General features: G+C 54.8%; 17 protein-coding genes and 1 pseudogene. 5 read left to right on the top strand and 13 right to left on the bottom strand.

The window, feature by feature from the left end:
• Positions 1–46 precede the first annotated feature (46 nt).
• Together N8H74_RS17040 and N8H74_RS17035 are read right to left on the bottom strand one after the other, a co-directional pair.
• Positions 47–1,651 (bottom strand): methyl-accepting chemotaxis protein, encoded by a 1,605-nt coding sequence (locus tag N8H74_RS17040; protein WP_262148999.1) that lies wholly within the window; start codon positions 1,649–1,651, stop codon positions 47–49.
• A 225-nt stretch (positions 1,652–1,876) separates the two neighbouring features.
• On the bottom strand, positions 1,877–2,281 hold the full coding sequence (locus tag N8H74_RS17035) for a TraR/DksA C4-type zinc finger protein (protein WP_262148998.1): 405 nt from the start codon (positions 2,279–2,281) through the stop codon (positions 1,877–1,879).
• Between the two features lie 411 nt (positions 2,282–2,692).
• Here N8H74_RS17035 and N8H74_RS17030 point away from each other — a divergent pair, with 411 nt between their 5' ends.
• Together N8H74_RS17030 and N8H74_RS17025 are read left to right on the top strand one after the other, a co-directional pair.
• On the top strand, positions 2,693–3,298 hold the full coding sequence (locus N8H74_RS17030; protein WP_262148997.1) for a glutathione S-transferase: 606 nt from the start codon (positions 2,693–2,695) through the stop codon (positions 3,296–3,298).
• 2 nt (positions 3,299–3,300) lie between these two features.
• Complete coding sequence (locus tag N8H74_RS17025; protein WP_262148996.1) at positions 3,301–4,404, top strand: DNA alkylation repair protein; 1,104 nt, start codon at positions 3,301–3,303, stop codon at positions 4,402–4,404.
• 96 nt (positions 4,405–4,500) lie between these two features.
• On the opposite strand, the pseudogene N8H74_RS17020 reads toward N8H74_RS17025, so the two are convergent.
• Both N8H74_RS17020 and N8H74_RS17015 read right to left on the bottom strand, forming a co-directional pair.
• Positions 4,501–4,632: pseudogene (locus N8H74_RS17020) on the bottom strand (TrbC/VirB2 family protein); the annotation flags it as partial.
• A gap of 65 nt (positions 4,633–4,697) precedes the next feature.
• Positions 4,698–5,630 (bottom strand): LysR family transcriptional regulator, encoded by a 933-nt coding sequence (locus tag N8H74_RS17015; RefSeq protein WP_262148995.1) that lies wholly within the window; start codon positions 5,628–5,630, stop codon positions 4,698–4,700.
• 154 nt (positions 5,631–5,784) lie between these two features.
• Between N8H74_RS17015 and N8H74_RS17010 the strand changes: the two genes are divergently transcribed.
• Positions 5,785–6,813 carry an alcohol dehydrogenase catalytic domain-containing protein gene (locus N8H74_RS17010; RefSeq protein WP_262148994.1) on the top strand — a complete coding sequence of 343 codons (1,029 nt, stop codon included), beginning with the start codon at positions 5,785–5,787 and terminating at the stop codon, positions 6,811–6,813.
• A 407-nt stretch (positions 6,814–7,220) separates the two neighbouring features.
• Entirely contained in the window at positions 7,221–7,511 is a 291-nt protein-coding gene (locus N8H74_RS17005; protein WP_262148993.1) for a hypothetical protein, read from the top strand.
• A gap of 474 nt (positions 7,512–7,985) precedes the next feature.
• Here the strand turns inward: N8H74_RS17005 and N8H74_RS17000 are convergent, their stop codons facing one another.
• From N8H74_RS17000 to N8H74_RS16975, 6 genes are all read right to left on the bottom strand, one after another.
• Positions 7,986–8,414, bottom strand: coding sequence for a DoxX family protein (locus N8H74_RS17000; RefSeq protein WP_262148992.1), 429 nt, complete (start codon positions 8,412–8,414; stop codon positions 7,986–7,988).
• A 53-nt stretch (positions 8,415–8,467) separates the two neighbouring features.
• A complete protein-coding gene (locus N8H74_RS16995) occupies positions 8,468–8,797 on the bottom strand; it encodes a DUF3861 domain-containing protein (RefSeq protein WP_262148991.1) in 330 nt (109 codons plus the stop codon).
• 23 nt (positions 8,798–8,820) lie between these two features.
• Positions 8,821–9,348, bottom strand: a complete 528-nt coding sequence (locus tag N8H74_RS16990; protein ID WP_262148990.1) for an ester cyclase — start codon at positions 9,346–9,348, stop codon at positions 8,821–8,823.
• Between the two features lie 88 nt (positions 9,349–9,436).
• On the bottom strand, positions 9,437–9,655 hold the full coding sequence (locus N8H74_RS16985; protein ID WP_262148989.1) for a tautomerase family protein: 219 nt from the start codon (positions 9,653–9,655) through the stop codon (positions 9,437–9,439).
• An 11-nt stretch (positions 9,656–9,666) separates the two neighbouring features.
• Entirely contained in the window at positions 9,667–10,563 is an 897-nt protein-coding gene (locus N8H74_RS16980) for an SDR family oxidoreductase (protein WP_262148988.1), read from the bottom strand.
• A gap of 28 nt (positions 10,564–10,591) precedes the next feature.
• Positions 10,592–11,332, bottom strand: coding sequence for an SDR family oxidoreductase (locus tag N8H74_RS16975; protein ID WP_262148987.1), 741 nt, complete (start codon positions 11,330–11,332; stop codon positions 10,592–10,594).
• Positions 11,333–11,451: 119 nt separating this feature from the next.
• On the opposite strand from N8H74_RS16975, the gene N8H74_RS16970 reads away from it, so the two are divergent.
• Positions 11,452–12,390 carry a LysR family transcriptional regulator gene (locus N8H74_RS16970; protein WP_262148985.1) on the top strand — a complete coding sequence of 313 codons (939 nt, stop codon included), beginning with the start codon at positions 11,452–11,454 and terminating at the stop codon, positions 12,388–12,390.
• Positions 12,391–12,631: 241 nt separating this feature from the next.
• Here N8H74_RS16970 and N8H74_RS16965 read toward each other — a convergent pair whose 3' ends face one another.
• The 3 genes from N8H74_RS16965 to N8H74_RS16955 all read right to left on the bottom strand — a co-directional run bounded on the left by N8H74_RS16965 (position 12,632) and on the right by N8H74_RS16955 (position 16,175).
• On the bottom strand, positions 12,632–13,510 hold the full coding sequence (locus N8H74_RS16965; RefSeq protein WP_262148983.1) for an HNH endonuclease: 879 nt from the start codon (positions 13,508–13,510) through the stop codon (positions 12,632–12,634).
• Entirely contained in the window at positions 13,507–15,048 is a 1,542-nt protein-coding gene (locus tag N8H74_RS16960; protein WP_262148981.1) for an ATP-binding protein, read from the bottom strand. The genes N8H74_RS16965 and N8H74_RS16960 overlap by 4 nt, the downstream gene beginning before the upstream one ends.
• A gap of 326 nt (positions 15,049–15,374) precedes the next feature.
• Positions 15,375–16,175 (bottom strand): hypothetical protein, encoded by an 801-nt coding sequence (locus N8H74_RS16955; protein WP_262148978.1) that lies wholly within the window; start codon positions 16,173–16,175, stop codon positions 15,375–15,377.
• Positions 16,176–16,365: the final 190 nt, after the last annotated feature.

Raw genomic sequence — 16,365 nt, 5'->3', positions numbered from 1 at the left:
CACCGACCCCGCTGCACAGCTCAATTGCAGATCCGGCAACAATGCCTCAGCGCGGGTTTTCCGGTTTGTAGCCCAGGCGCAAACCGCCCCAATGCCGGCCCTTGACCATGATCGGCACCGACAAATCGTGCATCAGCTCGCCGGTATCGCGGGTGTAGGTCTGCAACAGCACAGGTTGCTGATGGCTGCCGCAGCGGATGCCGGTACGGTCGGCGAACTTGCGTTTGGTGCGGTTGTGGACGGTATCGACCTGCGCATCGCCGGTCAGCGGCTGGCTGAAGATCTGGTTGTGGGTCGGCACATACCCCTGTTGCGTACAGGCAATCGCGAACACCAGACCCTCATGACGCGGCAGCAACGGTTCCTGAATCGCCGGCAGCACCTGATCGGTGTAGCGGTCGAAACGGGTCTGGAACTTGACCGGTTGGGTGTTGGGAATCGCTTGATACTGTCGGTCGAACAAGTCTTCGAGACTGACCCGGCCCTGATCGACATCCGCCTCGAAACGCGCGGCAATCTGCGCCGCCCCTTCCCGTGCCAGGTCGTAGACCCGCTGGTGATAGTCATCCAGCCCGACTTCCGCCAGGCGTTCGCTGATGGTTTCCGCCTGCCCTTCCATCTGTACCGCCGCCTCGGCCAGGCGCCGGGTCTGTTGATCGCTGATCGCCAGATCGCTGCGCATCTGCTCGATGGCGGTGAACAGGCTGTCGAGTTGCTCGCGATTAGTCTCCGCGCCACGGGCGATTTCGCCGACCTGACCCTCCACTCCCGCCGCCAGCCGCGCGATGTTTTCCAGATGCTCGCCCGTATGTTCGACCTGCTCGACGCCGCTGTGCAAGTCATCGGAAAGCTGACGAATCTGCTCCACCACCTGCGCGGTGCGTTGCTGGATGTCAGCGACCATCTCGCCGACCTCACCAGTAGCCGACGCCGTGCGCGCCGCCAGGCCGCGCACCTCGTCCGCCACCACGGCAAAACCGCGACCATGCTCGCCGGCACGGGCCGCTTCAATCGCCGCGTTCAGGGCCAGCAAATTGGTCTGGCTGGCGATCGACTGAATCACCAGGGTCACGCGCTGGATATCGTCGCTGCGCTGGCTCAAGGCTTCGATCAACTCGCGGCTGGCATTGGCCCGCTCGCTGAGCTGGCGCATGCGCGAGATCGAGTCGACCAGTTCGGTACGCCCCGCCGCGCTGCTGTGATGGGCCTCACTGGCCGCGCCCAGCGCTTCACGGCTGAGCTGCGAGGTGGCTTGTTCGGTGGCGATCATCACCTCAGCGTTGCTGACGATCTGCGCCGCCGCGTCGAGTTGCGATTGCAGCTTGCTGGCCAGTTCCTTGACGGAAAACGCCACGCCCGCCGCCGACAGCGCGTTATGACTGGTGGTGTAGGAAAGATCTCGGGTGAGTTCGGAAATCGCGCTGCCGCTATCGACAGGCTGCGCCTCGGGAATGGCGCGGGAGCGCAGACGCGGCAGCCAGACAATCAACACCGCCAGCGGCATGCCGACATATAAAGGCCAGCCGCCCAGGGTCATGCCGGCGAGCAACAGCATCAGGGCGACACTTTGCAGGCTCGGCGCCAGCCAGCGATTCTTCGGCAAAACAACTGGTGCAGGCAGAGCCGCAACCAGAGATCCATCTCTCGTCATTTCGATACCCCACGCGTTTCTCATTGTTGTGGCTGCATTAAACGCCACTACAACGCCATTATCCATGGTCCGTTAGTCGTGGGGTCTGCAGCAGATCAATGGAACGGCACAAGAATCTTGCAGACGAGCAAAAGCAAAGATCGCAGCCTTCGCCCGTCTCAATGGAAGCGGGCGAAGGCTGCGATCTTTTCGGGGCAACCCACCGTGATGGGTTACCGCTAGAAATCAGGCCTGACGCTGGTGCTTGTCGATCTGCTCGTGACGCTCTTGAGCTTCGATGCAGTACTTGGTGGTCGGGCTGATCAGCAGGCGTTTCAGGCCAATCGGCTCGCCGCTGTCGTCGCACCAGCCAAAGCTGTCTTCCTTGATGCGCTCAAGGGCCTGTTCCAGCTGCGGCAGCATGCGCTGGTCGCGATCGATCGCGTTCACCAGCCAGGTGCGCTCTTCTTCGACCGATGCCGCGTCCGCCGGGTCAGCCGGGGTGTCCAGGCTTTCGATAGCGATACGGTTCTGCTCAATGCGCTCATGGGTTTCGACTTTCATGTTCTGCAGCAGCGCAGAGAAAAAAGCGTGCTGCTCGGCATTCATGTAGTCATCTGCCGGCATGGCCAGCAACTTGTCCTTTGTCATTGATATCTCTATAAAAAAACGTGCATTAAGGCGAATTAGGGAGCGTTCCGGCAAACCGTGTCCGGTTGTCGAAAAGGCATCGTTTATTGCAAACGCCACCCGGCACTCAATTTACGAAGGGGCGGCAGTCTAAGGCCCGTTTGAGGCGCCAGCAACTGTAAATACCGGGAATTTGTCCGACAAAGCCCGGAAACTGCTCTGACACAGGCTTCACGGCGCTCATCGGAGTGCGTTTATAGCAAGAAATTCAGCCGAGCGGCTGTATATAGAAGACAAACGGCTAATACGCGGCGGTTTGTCGCAATTCTTTACATTCAGCCAGCGCCCGAGGATATCGCTTTCGCCCACTGACAATCCCCACAACCTCAGCTACGTTATGCCCTCTCCCGGTTCGACTTGAAGGAACGCGTCATGAAACTGATCGGCATGCTCGACTCCCCTTACGTACGCCGCGTGGCCATCTGCGCCAAACGCCTGGGGATCACACTGGACCATGACCCGGTGTCCGTATTCCGTCATTTCGAACGTTTCCAGCAAATCAACCCGGTGGTCAAAGCCCCAACCCTCGTCCTCGACGACGGCGAAGTCCTCATCGACTCAACGCTGATCCTCGACTACCTCGAAGCCCTGTCCGGCAAAACCCTGCTGCCCAGCGACCTGAGCCAACGCAGCAAAGCCCTGCGCCTGATTGGCCTGGGCCTCGCCGCCTGCGAAAAAGCCGTGCAGCTTTATTACGAACGCAACCTGCGCCCGGCCGAAATTCAATACCAGCCGTGGGTCGAACGCGTCGAAAGCCAACTCGCCGCCGCGTTCACCGCCCTCGAACACGAACTGAGCCAACAACCGCTGCCCACCGACGGCAGCCTCGCCCAGGACGGCATAACCCTCGCCGTCGCCTGGAGCTTCACCGGCCTCGTCGTCCCCGACCAGATCAGCGCCGAACGCTTCCCGCGCATCGCCCAATACACCGCTTACGCCGAAAGCCTCGAAGCCTTCACCAGCACCCCGATGAACTGACCATGAGCGCCAACCAGACCGCCGCCCCGGCGCTGAAGGAAATCTTCAACGCCGAACGCCTGCAACACATTGCCGATGAAACCCGCGCCGTGTACCCGGCATTCAACGCCAAGGTTTTCCTTAAACACGCCAGCCACGGCCTCGCCGACCTGTCGATCATGCAACGCATGGCCCGCGTCAGTGAAAGCCTGCACGCCGTGCTGCCGCCGGACTACGCCGACGCACTACAAATCCTCCACGCCCTCGCCCCGCGTCTCAACAGCGCCTTCGTCACCATGAGCCTGCCGCACTACGTCGCCAGCTACGGCGCCCACGACTTCGACCGCTCGATGGACGCGCTCAAATACTTCACCACCCTCGGCTCCTCCGAATTCGCTATTCGCTACTTCCTGCGCTCCGACCTGGAACGCACGCTGGAACACATGCATGACTGGACCCGCGACGAGAACCACCACGTTCGCCGATTGGCCAGCGAAGGCAGCCGCCCGCGATTGCCCTGGTCGTTCCGCCTCGAACCGGTGCAGGCAGATCCCTCATTGGCAGCAGGAATACTCGACCGCTTGAAAGCGGACGACAGCCTCTATGTGCGCAAATCCGTGGCGAACCACCTGAATGACGTGACCAAGGAACATCCGGAATGGGTGCTGGACACGATTGAAGGCTGGGACCTGGGGAACAAGCACACGGCATGGATTGCCAGGCATGCGTTGCGCAGTTTGATTAAACAGGGCGATCAGCGCGCGTTGACGGTGATTGGGGCTGGGGGCAAACCTGAGGTTGAGTTGATCGATGTGAAGGTGGAGCCGGCGGAGGTGCGGCTTGGAGAAACGATTACGTTGTCGTTTACCGTGCAGTCCACGGTGCCCGAGGCGCAGCGGTTGGTGATTGATTATGCGATTGACTATGTGAAGGGGAATGGCGGGATTTCGGCGAAGGTTTTTAAGTTGAAGGGGATGGATTTGGTGGGGTTTGGGGAAGTTGATGTAAGGCGGAGCCAGCAGATCAAGGATTTCACGACGCGCAAGCATCATGGGGGGCGGCATGAGGTTCGGGTGATGGTTAATGGGGTTGTGATGGGGGGAGGTAGTTTTAGTATTGTTGTGTAATAGCGATTTTGGTGGATCTATCGAAGGCAGCTTTCGGCCAGAAGCGGACTTTCAGGGCTGACTGCTTCCGGCCCAAGACGGACGTTGCCAAGCGACCTTGCGGAAACCGGCTGACATGTCGCCGAAGGCCAGCGCCAAAACGGTTGAGATGATGATCACCGCCACGATTCGCGCCACCGGCCCCTGGATGAATTGGAGGATAGATTCCAGCGGCGATTCCCACAGCATGCTGGAGCCGCTGGCCTTGAGGCGACGGAGAGGCTCGACGTGCGGCAACCTGTCCTTGGATGGGGTTACGCGCAAGATCGTTTATTGTCCGATAGCGGTTCAGTCAGGATATTGATCAACGCTCTTAAGGCGGATGGTATGCGACGATTCGCCGAGTAGTAGAGGCATAGCCCCGGATACGCTGGGCACCACTCTTCCAGAACTCGTTTGAGTCGGCCGTCTTTGAGTGCATTTACTGCGAGATGGTCGGGCACGAAGGCGATACCTATTCCGTCAATTGCCGCCTCCACCATTAGCGGTTGATCCGTCAATGTGAGGCGTCCGGAAGGGTTGATCCTTTCGACCACGCCCTGGCGTTCGAACTCCCATCGATACATTGCACCACTCTCGAATCGGAAGCGGATGCAATCATGGTCATACAGATCCTGGGGCACCATTGGAAATTGGTGTTGTTCAAGATACTTGGGCGATGCAACTGCCGCAAAGCGAACCTCTCCCATGATAGGGATGGCCACCATGTCTTTTGGTATTGCCTCTGCCAATCGGATACCGGCATCGAAGCCATCGGCAACGATATCGCTGAGCCTGCCATCACTGAATATGTCGAGATGGACACGAGGGTACTCGCGCAAAAAGCGTGAAAGCACTGGCCACAGTACCAACCGGATGGCGCCCTCACTGGCATTGATTCGTACCGTTCCGCTGGGAGCGTGGTCATCCCCCTCCAATTCCCGAACGGCTTCTTCAACCGAGGCCATTGCCGGCCTTAGTTTTATGGCCAGGCGCTCTCCCGCCTCGGTCAAGGAGACGCTTCGAGTCGTCCGGTTGAAAAGGCGAACGTTCAACCGTTGTTCGAGAGCCTTGATCGAGTGGCTGATCGCCGAGGGCGTCATGTCGAGGTCGATTGCGGCGCCGCGGAAGCTGCGGCGAGCTGCTACCGCTAAGAATGCGGCAAAGGCCGACAGGTCATTGCCCTTAGATTGGTGAATTACTTTCATCATGGAATCAAATATTGACCAGATTGTTGCGACAGTCAATGACCCATAGACTCGAGTGAGGCTGCCGCAGCGCGGGTCCACAATAGCCGGTGTCGCTCTCAGAGCATCTCGTCCGCAGCGCTAGTAATAACCACCTGATCGAAAGGAAAGTGCGATGAAGATGAAGGCTGTTGTGATGACTGGTGCGAACAAGCCTTGGGAGGTTCATGAGGTTCCCATGCCCAAGGCAGAGCCAGGGCTAGTCTTGGTGAAAGTTCTCGCTTCCGGCATGTGCTACACAGACGTCTGGGCAACTCAGGGGGCTGGCGGTGATATTTATCCCCAGACTCCTGGTCACGAAGTGGTCGGCGAAATCGTCGAGATCGGTGCGGGCGTCCACACGCGCAAGGTTGGAGACCGAGTCGGCACCACCTGGGTACAGTCCTCGTGCGGTCGATGCCCATATTGCCGCCAGAACCGCCCGTTGACCGGCCAGACGGCCATGAATTGCGTTTCGCCCAGAACGACCGGCTTCGCGTCTCAGGGCGGGCACGCGGAGTACATCGCAATTTCTGCGGAAGGCACCGTATTGTTGCCCGATGGGCTGTCTTACACGGATGCCGCACCCATGATGTGCGCAGGCTATACCACCTGGAGCGGCCTGCGAGACGCGGAGCCAAAACCTGGTGACAGGGTCGCGGTGCTGGGTATCGGCGGGTTGGGCCACGTCGCCTTGCAATTCTCAAAGGCATGCGGATTCGAAACCATCGCGATCACGCATTCCCCAGACAAACACAAGCTTGCGACCGACTTGGGTGCCGACCACGTCGTCACCAATGCGGAGGAGCTTTTGGCAGTCGGTGGTGCCGACGTGCTGCTGATCACCACCAACGATTTCGAAACCGCCGAGAAGTCACTCGCGGGAGTCAATACTGACGGTCGCATCGTCCTTTGCGGGCTTGACTTCAGCAAGCCGTTCGCGATTCCGTCCGACGGCAAACCATTCCATATGATGCGCCAACGGGTGGTTGGCTCCACGCATGGAGGACAGCATTACCTCGCCGAAATTCTCGACTTGGCCGCGAAGGGTAAGGTCAAGCCCATCGTCGAAACCTTCTCGCTTGACCAGGCAACGGAAGCTTACGACCGCCTGTCCTCCGGGAAGATGCGGTTCCGTGGCGTGTTTCTGCCTCACGGCGAATAAATCTCATGCCCAGAACGCTTCCGGCGACCGAACGGTCGCCGGAAGCAGCCAAATTAGGAATAGTGGATAGACAATATTCTATCTATGTTCTGATCTGAAAGTTAAAACCCGCATCGGTGTGAAGCATAAGTCGCGCCGAATTTTGTCGGTAGTCTCCAACATTGGTAATACGAATGGGCATGCGATTGGTTTCTTTGGCGAGGAGTTGCACTTAACTTCCTAGCATTCATGGAGGCGGGACACCTCCTGGATGTGACGCCCCTCATGGACGGTAAGGCGATGATTTGGCATGAATAGTAGCCTGCGCACTTCGAATAGCGCCTTCGTCAGATGTCTGATCACGATTTGATTCGTGAACCACGGGAAGTTTGTTGCGCTGCACGGCGGGCAGCCTGTTGGAGTTGAGCATGATCGAGACGTACTTCAAAGCAGAACGGACGGGAGGCCTGCTGTTCGTTATCGTTGGTATCGTAGCCCTCGCCTTGGCGGTCTGGTGTTGGCAACATGGTTCATTTTGGCGTGGCGCGGCATGGTCTTTGGCAATGATGGCGCTGATCCAGATCAGCGTCGGCGTCACGTACTGGTGGCGTAGCCCAAATGACCTCCAGCACGTACAACACATCGTCACCAAGGAGCACAAACGCATCTTCGGAGAGGAATTGCCACGGATGCGGGCTGTCCTTAAAAGATGCCATTAGCCTGCGGATCGAGATCGCTTTCCTCGGAGTGGGATTAGCGTTGTTCATGTTCACCACGCGCGGCAGTTCCTGGCAAGGCGCAGGATTCGAATTGGCGACGCAGGCTGGCCTGATCTTGCTGCTAGATAGTCTCGCCGATCGACGGGCACGAACCTATTTGGAGTGGCTATTGACGCTATGACCGCCGGGTAAATACCGGACGTTTGGCCCCTCACGTCTATGAAGTTGAGCATCTTGGGTAGCACGCCGAGTTTTTTCTCGCCTCAATCGGTTTGCAGATCAGATTTGTATCTGCGCAACAGAATTGGGCCTTAAGTCCCTCCTTATGCAGCGTCCGCACGCTTCAGCGCTTAGTATTCGCCACTAGTTCCGCTGGAGCGAGTCTTGCAACCGGATTAACGTAACGACAACGGAGATACCAGGGCACCTCGATGTGTGGCTACAGTATGTGCGAGTGCTCCACAAAGCGGCTTGTTATGGTTTCTCGCGTTGCGGCCAAAAGCGACCGTCCAAGGAATAAACATCTCCACCGCGAAAAAAAATGTAGAGCGAAAGAAAGCCCATGAGAACGGGGTACTCGATACCGCGGTCTATCCAAGGCCATGTCGGCCCAAGGGCGACGCTGATTATGATCATCTCGACGCAAAAGAGCAGCCCTACAGCACGGGTATAGAACCCCAACGTAAGAAACAACGATCCTACGGTTTCAAGCAGCATTACCAGCCAAGCGAGCTGGAGAGCAAACGGCAGCCCGAGCACGTTCCGAATGAGGTTGATCGACGCTGCCATCGGGTCGTCCATAGATCCGTGTGACTCGCCGAGGGCTTTGGGCAATCCGTGAGTAAGCAGGATGAGGCCAAATGCTATACGAAGTAGCGTGTATGCTGGCAGTTCGAACTTCACGAGATACGCCCGCAATGAAGAAGTTTGACGTATTAAGTGGGACTTTTGCTCCATTATTGACCCTGCTGTTTGGCAGAAGTTGTCGCAGAAATGCGTGACTTCAGATTTCCGATAAATGCGCGCATCGCAGGTTGGATTCCCGAGAACAGCGGATCCTGTCGATGAGCCAACATGACTCCGGTAAACAACTTCAGACCGACGGCGAGGGAGTTTGCGTCGCTCACCGAGAACGCGGTTCCAGACCGAACGCGTTCGGCAATTCCAAGGATGTCGTCATGGTGCCGCACATCGAAAGCTAGCACCGGCATCGAACTACCACCGTTCTGTGTCTCGTCAAGGCTCTCGATGGTGACCCGGTAGTGATGCATATTTTTCTCAGTCATTAAAGCCTCTACTTTATTTCGACTTAATCGGACAACTGTCGAGCAGCGCTAATCCAGTCTTCAAGGTGATAAGAACGAACAATTCTTCCGTGATCGATATCGTGAATATCGATCGTCATTACATGAAAGGAGCGGCCCTTTGGCTCCTTGCCAAGAAACATTGCCACTGGGGTTCCGGAGCCTTCTCCTCGCACTACGATCCGGGAGCCGGTCGTGATGACCTCTTTCTTTGCCCAGTGGTAGTCAGGGACAACCGCTATACGCCCTGTCCAGCGTTGAATGACCTCGCCCCTCCTCTGGCAAGTTTCGTTTGTTCCACAGTTGATCCAGTTCTGACTTGTCACCTGACCGAGCAATGGGGCAATTGCGTCCGCCCTAGAGGCAGTCAATGCCTCGTAAAATTTGGTCACGAGTGCATCGGCCGATTGGGCATCAAGGGCTGATGCTGGCTGCGCAAAAGCGCCTATGCAGGGTAATACTAGGCCTGCGGAAAGGATTGCTTTGGCTGTGTTTAGCCAGAGGCGCCTGGCTGAAGAGAGAGTGGAGGACATGGCAGATACCCTATACGGGTCAGAGGAAAGTCTGCGCACCTCCCGAACGTAAAGACCCCGCTCGATCGGTGCGCATCCTAGCCGACGGTTATTCCGATTTCGGCGGTAGCCCCATCTTTTCCAGAGTCAGGGTTTCATCCGCTCGCCCCCAGCCTCCGTCGGCGACCTCCTCGACAAGCACCATCGAGTAGGGACGCACTCCCTCGCCGAAATACTCGACGAACATTGCCGTGGTGCGATGGATGATTTCTTCCTTGCGGGCGTGATCGAGGATTCCCTCTGGGAATTTGTAGTTTGCAAAAGGCATAGTGGTTCTCCTTAGTTGATGTGCGGCGACAAGAGATCGCCTAGTTGAATGCGCCGAAGGAATTCAGCACGGATGCGGTCGGCGACTGCGGCGACGACCGCACAGCCGTCGTTGGACGGATCGACATGCACACGGAACGGGCGATGACCGAAGGGCGCGTTGACCACATCGACGATTGCTCGTGCGACGCTGGTCGGATCGGCGTCCTGCGGCTCGCAGGCAGCGAGGCTCTTCAGTGCCTCATCGGCCAAGCCACGGGTGGGGCCGTTGTCGTACTCTGCCTGACGCGCAGCGTCGGCCGGCTTGCCGGCGTGGATGAAATGGTTGGTGCCTTGGGTGAATGCTCCAGGAACGACGATGCTGGTCTCGATCCCCCAGCGTGCCAGTTCACCCGCATAGCTGACTGCCAGTGAATCCATCGCAGCTTTAGCGGCAAAGTAAGGCGCCAAATAAGGAGGCGTACCGCCACGATGACTGCTGCTGCCGATCCACAACATCAATGCATGACGCTGTCTGCGCATATACGGTAACGCGACGCGGTTGACCCGCTGCGTGCCCAGCACGTTGATATCGTAGAGCTGCGCATACTGCTCGGGCATGAAGGCTTCGGCAGAGCCAAAGACCATGTGCCCGGCGTTGTGCATGAGGACGTCGATGCGCCCCTGTTCGGCGATGACACACTCGATCGCCGCCTCGGCAGAGGGTTGCGACTGCACGTCCAACTCGAGCGCGCGCAGATGCACCCCGTGCTCGGTAGCGTAGGCATTCACAGCCTCCACCTGTGGTGCGTTTCGCCCGCTAGTATCACGCATGCTGGCGTAGACGACATGACCGGAGTCGGCCAGCGCACGGACACTCATTGCGCCGAAGCCACTAGAAGCACCAGTAACCAGGATGACTTGGCTCATGAGAATATTTCCTTGATGAGCAAGAGGTTCAGGCGAAGCCGCCGTTTGCGCGCAGCACCTGCGCGTTGACCCAGCCGCCGTCAGGACCAGCTAGGAACGACACCACTCTGGCGATGTCGTCGGGTGTGCCCAACCTCTCCAGTGGTGCCAGCTTGGCGATGTGATTGATTTGCTCATAGCTCTTGCCATTGAGGAACAGTTCCGTATCGACCGGCCCCGGCGCGACAGCGTTTACGGTGATGTCACGGCCTCGCAACTCGTTGGCGAGCACGCGTACCAGTCCTTCGACTCCGGCTTTGGAGGCGATGTACGGACCGTAGGCCGGAAACGACTTGGCGATGACACTGCTGGACAGGGCGATAATGCGGCCGCCTTTGCTGACGTTCGCAGCGGCCTGCGCCAGCACCAAGAAGGCACCGCGCAGATTGGTGGCGATCACCTTATCGAAGTCGTCCAAATTTCCGTCGGCAATCAGAGCCATTGGCATGACGCCTGCGCTGTTGACCACCACGTCAATTTGACCAAAAGCTAGTTTCGCGCTGAAGAAAAGCTCGGCTACATCATCCCGGTTACCGATATCGCCCTGGATAGCGATGGCCCTCCCGCCAGCCAATTCGATCGCAGCGACGGTTTCCTGTGCCTTGGCCACATTGCCTGAGTAGTTGACGACGACAGCAAAGCCGTCCGCCGCCAAGCGCTTGGCAATCGCTTGACCAATGCCACGGGAAGCTCCCGTGACAATTGCTGTTTTTTGTGTATCTGCGTTCATGGGTTGCTCCAGATAGGAAAAGGGCTCCATGCCCATATGACGCATTCTTATCGTTCACACCAATGAGATAAATCCTGATAAATTGCCATCTGAATTCAACTGAGCGTAACAATCAGCTAGTGGACCGCTTCGATTCGCTTCAATTATTTGTCCGCATCGTGGAACTCAGCAGCTTCAGCCAGGCCGCGGCTGCACTGGATATTCCTCGTGCCACAGCCACCTATGCAATTAAGGAGTTGGAGTCCCGACTGGGTACTCGATTGCTTGACCGCACCACGCGCAGCGTTCGCCCGACTCTCGATGGCCAAGCGTTCTATGAGCGGTGCGTGCATGTGCTCAGTGAACTGGACGATGCTGAGTCCTCACTGCTGCACGTCGCATCAAACCCGCGCGGTACGCTGCGTGTGGACATGCATGGCACTCATGCGACGAAAATCGTTCTGCCGAGAATCGACGACTTCCGAGCGCGTTATCCCGGCATCGACCTAGTGGTCAGCAGTGGTGACAGGCTGGTCGACCTGGTTCGTGAAGGAGTGGATTGCGTCATTCGCGCAGGCAGTCCTCGTGACTCTTCCCTTGTAGCGCGACGGCTTGCGTTTATGCCGCAGGTAGTTTGTGCCAGTCCGGAATATCTTGCCTACTTCGGAACTCCCCGCCACCCTGATGAGCTCTCAGCACATCAGGTAGTGAAGTTCTTTTCCAGCAGCGGCACCATGGACTACGCTCTGGAACTTCTCATCGAAGGTCAACTTCGCGAATTCACACTTGATGGCTGGATGTCGGTCAATGACGCCGAGAACTACGTCATATGCGCGCTACGCGGCTGCGGGTTAATTCAGCTGCCGCGCTTCCATGTCGAAGACGAATTACGGGATGGACGACTGGTCGAGGTGCTGAATGACTGGCCGAGTCCTGACCTCACTCTATCCGCGCTTTATCCGCATCACCGCCAGTTATCACCACGGGTTCGCGTATTCATCGACTGGCTTGGCAAGCTCTATGAGGACGAGTTTGGACTACTCGGCCGCGCCTCTTCGAAATTAGTCTCTCCAACCTAAAGACGAGAAGTGAGCTAGAGCTCGGACTTAGTCCTAAATCTGGCGTGGGTAGCTGTCGCTACTGACCGTCCGCATTCGGCCAGAAGCGGACACTCTCAAGCGACCGTTACCAGCCAATTGCGGTGATTCGCGAGCTAAAACCATTGGCTGGCTCCTGTCCGACATTGGTGGCTAAACCTAACTAAGCTAGCCACTCACCGTGTGAGTCGAGCTTAGAGCACCTCTAGAGCCCAAGTACGGGTTACGCAATCAATGGAGATTTGAAAAAAAACTTGTAGCCCCCGTCTTGAAACCAAGCGCTTTCCGCCAGAGCTTCATACATAGGTGCTCTCCAAGCATTCGTTCTTTTGCTTCTTTCTATCTTTGCATATCGTACAAGATGTAGCTTTATATCCATGAGCGTGCCAATTTCATCTAATATGTCGACCATATTAGACAGCTCTGCCGCAGCCTCAATTCCAAATCTACGTGCAAGATTTAAGTCGTTGAAATGGTTCTCCGCACGCAACTTCAACTCTACAGGCCAATCTGCGGGAGGAGAGACATAGTAGCGAATATTTGGAGGAGTTGTTTGTATGAGCTCTGCAAACACCCAAGGATCAACTTCGAGCTTAGAGCTTTCAAAGTAAAGGTGGGGTTGTTGGCTGGCTTCGGTGACTGCGGAAGCACCCTTGCTCTTATTACAGTCTGAACATGCGGGAACTAAGTTGCTAAGAAAAACAGAATAGGTCGGATATCTCGATTTAGAAAGGAAATGATCTAGTGTGCTCGCTTGCCCAAAACCGCATAACGGGCATTTCTCCAATGGTGCAGAGATAATAATCTTATCGTAATACTTGCGCGCACTTTTTCCTTTTTGTAACAATTGATTTGAGTATAGGGAAACAAGCTCTTTTTTGGTAAGCCCAGCTACCACCTGCTGTTCTGGCTTAGCTCGAGCACTCAGCGGCAATTTATAAAGTTCGTATTTTTCTGCTTTTTCTGTGTATGTCGAGAAAAGATTAATGATTTCACTGCGTGCCGCTTTAAATTTTGAAGCTAAGGCAGGGTCATCGATACTATCTACGCAAGTATCAAATACCTCAATAGGATCAATGGCTGGAATAATTAACCTTTTCAAGGTTCGCTCCTACTTGCTACCATTTTTCGCAAAATCGCCTGCGCTTCAAATCCAAGTTGCTCTTGGTAATCATTTAAAATGCTTTCGAATGTTCCGCCACGATTTACCGCAGCTTGTAAAACCTCGTGATATCCAGACTTAGACACTTCTAGTCCAAATATTTCGCGGGTAAGAATGCCTGCGTTCTCTCCGAAGGTTTCTCTATCAGGGCGGTCCGCTCTGCCTTCTGCACGCAGTCGTGTAAGCTTCCATACGCACGATCTTGGGACCTCTTGGACTACCACGGGAGAATGAGTCGCGATAATTGCAACTCCGTTTCGATCCTGAAGTAAATCAGACACGGATCTTGTAAAGGCAGATAGGAGTGGAGGATGCAAATGGCTTTCTGGCTCGTCCATTAGCACAAGGGTTTTTTCCTCCACGGTATCAACAAGCTTGGTAAGTGTAAGAAGAACAATGGAGTGACCTGAACTCATCCTGCTAAAAAGGAGGCGCGCCTTTACAATCGCTTCCTCGGGAGAAAGTTCAATTAGACGCCCTAGATTCATATCTTCAAAATTTTTATCTGACTCCAGCCTTTTTATTGCAGCCAGCCATCTCTTTTGCTTAGTTGGTTGGCTGAGGCAAGATTTTAGACCGCTAATAAAGTCTGAAGTTAATTCTTCGGTTGTTTTCGGAGGGCGCTTGCCAGAATCTCCTGCTGAGGATTGCATGCCCACATAAAAATAGGCTACTCCTTTATTTCGGTCAGGTTGATCCGCAGGGAAAAGGAAAGGGTCGAAAGCGCTAAAAGATACTGAAACAACGCTGCTGAAATAATTCGACGGTATGGGTGCAACCCAAAACGGATGCGTTATTAAAAACTGGCCGTGATGATCCCTGCCAGTAGTATTGCTCAGGATGGTCTCGACCATGTCATTGAGTATAGTTGTCTTGCCTACACCATTTCTACCAATGAGTACATGCATATTGGTGGAAGGGAGGGACTGCGGTATCACTTCAAAAGACAGAGTTACTCCAGCTCTTCTTTCATCTCCATCAGATTTGTAGGTAAAGTCAAAACTTGTTAGCTCGGGCATTCCCGCCAAAACGCGTTTAAACTGATCGCGTATAACAGACCAGCTTACATTTCGCATTAATGAATCTCGGAATACTTTCTCATCTTCCACTTCGCTGAGCAGTTTTGGGTTGGCGATCACATCGTTGAGCGCGTGCAACAAAGTCGAGGCTGATTCTTGGGATAATTCGCTTTGTACTTTCTTATAAAAGTCTACGTCTTGTCCTAATGAGAAAAAACCCTCCTCTAAGCTGGGAAGCTTTACAGATAGCTTTTCTGACGTCCAGCCGTGCTGCTGATTTTTGTAGCCAATTTTGATGGTGCCAAGATCAGTTTGCTTCCCATTTGGATCAAAATACACAGCAGTAAAACTGGTTTTGAAAGAATAGTCATCCCAGTTGCTTTCAGTCAGTATCACTGTATTTCGACGCTCGGAAGGCGCCAAACCTGGCTTCTTCACCACTTGAATTGAGAATTCCACATTTCCTCCTTGGCGAAATATCTCTTTGGTCTAAGAAGGTAACGTCCGGCGAGTCCTGATGCAATCCTGGTGGTGGCGATACGCCTCCGCGACGCTCCATTCAAAACCTTTTCACTCGTGCCTAATTTTCAAGATGGTCCTCAGGAGCAACCAAACACCCTAGCTACCTAGGTGTGGGAGGCAGCTTTTGTCCGGACGCTGTCGTTCCTGAACGTCCGCTCCTGGCCGATAGCTTTCGATTAGGAACGACAGCTTTCGGCCCTTTGCTATTTTTCTTGGTAGGTCGCTACGGCCAGCAACCCCCGGACTCGAATGTGTCAGGGAGACTATGAACGAATCAGTTTGTGGTCACTATCCATTGCCTTTTCAAACCACGTCGGAACGTTAAGAGTTTTGCTACTGACTCTATTGGGAATCGTGCGCCAAAACTCCACAATCGCGCTGGAGAACTCATCAAGTTGCTTATCTGTAACCAAAAGGTGGGTATGATCTATCCACCTCATATCGGGAGTGCTTCCATTATCAGACTGGATTCTTAAATACTCAGGATGATTGGATTTTATTTTTTTCAAAGAAAGGCCTTCGCCATGTTTATACACATTCACTACATATCGACAAGCGCTCAGCTTTTGAAAAAATCCTGCATTACGGTTGGCGAGCTCTGTACTGATTAGAAGCTCGGCAATTTCATCGAATGTTGCCTTCCATACCTTTTCTGAAACGGTAGGTCCTCTATGCCAATGTTCAATTTCCTTCAGAAGCCACCCGCGTAACTCCTTATCCCAAGCATGATAAATCCCAGCGACGATGCTTAGTCTAGTTTGATCCTTCAGTTCACTCAGCATTCGATAATACTCTACTCCTTCATGGTAAGCGTCCTCTTCGAAATTTCCCGGATCGTCTCGCTCAGGATCAAAATGTTGAGAATGTTTCTCCAGCCAGCGCTCTGCTGCCTCATTTGCTTCCTGCTCCATGTTACTAAACTGAGAAAGCAGCTTACTTTTTCCCTGCTCAACATAAAAACGATGTTGCTCAATGACTGACTCTCGCCAGGGATCCCACATGTCAAAGCAGGTAACTGGACGCTTTCGTTTTTTGTGTTCTTGGTCTTCCGATGTGCTAGACATACTTACTCTCTGAAATATGGGTTATAGAAGGTCAGCTCTTATGAGGCTTGGAGGAGCTTAAAATCCGATTAAAAATTACCACGGCATGCGAATGCAATATTTGCCCGCCCATCGGGCAATGGCGAATGTGAGCAGCGATTGGTCTACGAGACAAGCATATGAGTTGAAAAAAGACACGCGGAGTAAATGA

The organism is Pseudomonas sp. B2M1-30 (genome assembly GCF_025447575.1).
Lineage (GTDB): Bacteria > Pseudomonadota > Gammaproteobacteria > Pseudomonadales > Pseudomonadaceae > Aquipseudomonas > Aquipseudomonas botevensis.
Note: the sequence above shows the minus strand (reverse complement) of the source record. Positions and strands in the feature narration are given on the sequence as shown.

Excerpts from the sequence above, each read along its gene's own strand:
- N8H74_RS17040 (WP_262148999.1), bottom strand. The coding sequence starts at position 1,651 with ATGACGAGAGATGGATCTCTGGTTGCGGCTCTGCCTGCACCAGTTGTT.
- N8H74_RS17035 (WP_262148998.1), bottom strand. The coding sequence starts at position 2,281 with ATGACAAAGGACAAGTTGCTGGCCATGCCGGCAGATGACTACATGAAT.
- N8H74_RS17030 (WP_262148997.1), top strand. The coding sequence starts at position 2,693 with ATGAAACTGATCGGCATGCTCGACTCCCCTTACGTACGCCGCGTGGCC.
- N8H74_RS17025 (WP_262148996.1), top strand. The coding sequence starts at position 3,301 with ATGAGCGCCAACCAGACCGCCGCCCCGGCGCTGAAGGAAATCTTCAAC.
- N8H74_RS17015 (WP_262148995.1), bottom strand. The coding sequence starts at position 5,630 with ATGAAAGTAATTCACCAATCTAAGGGCAATGACCTGTCGGCCTTTGCC.
- N8H74_RS17010 (WP_262148994.1), top strand. The coding sequence starts at position 5,785 with ATGAAGATGAAGGCTGTTGTGATGACTGGTGCGAACAAGCCTTGGGAG.
- N8H74_RS17005 (WP_262148993.1), top strand. The coding sequence starts at position 7,221 with ATGATCGAGACGTACTTCAAAGCAGAACGGACGGGAGGCCTGCTGTTC.
- N8H74_RS16995 (WP_262148991.1), bottom strand. The coding sequence starts at position 8,797 with ATGACTGAGAAAAATATGCATCACTACCGGGTCACCATCGAGAGCCTT.
- N8H74_RS16990 (WP_262148990.1), bottom strand. The coding sequence starts at position 9,348 with ATGTCCTCCACTCTCTCTTCAGCCAGGCGCCTCTGGCTAAACACAGCC.
- N8H74_RS16985 (WP_262148989.1), bottom strand. The coding sequence starts at position 9,655 with ATGCCTTTTGCAAACTACAAATTCCCAGAGGGAATCCTCGATCACGCC.
- N8H74_RS16980 (WP_262148988.1), bottom strand. The coding sequence starts at position 10,563 with ATGAGCCAAGTCATCCTGGTTACTGGTGCTTCTAGTGGCTTCGGCGCA.
- N8H74_RS16975 (WP_262148987.1), bottom strand. The coding sequence starts at position 11,332 with ATGAACGCAGATACACAAAAAACAGCAATTGTCACGGGAGCTTCCCGT.
- N8H74_RS16955 (WP_262148978.1), bottom strand. The coding sequence starts at position 16,175 with ATGTCTAGCACATCGGAAGACCAAGAACACAAAAAACGAAAGCGTCCA.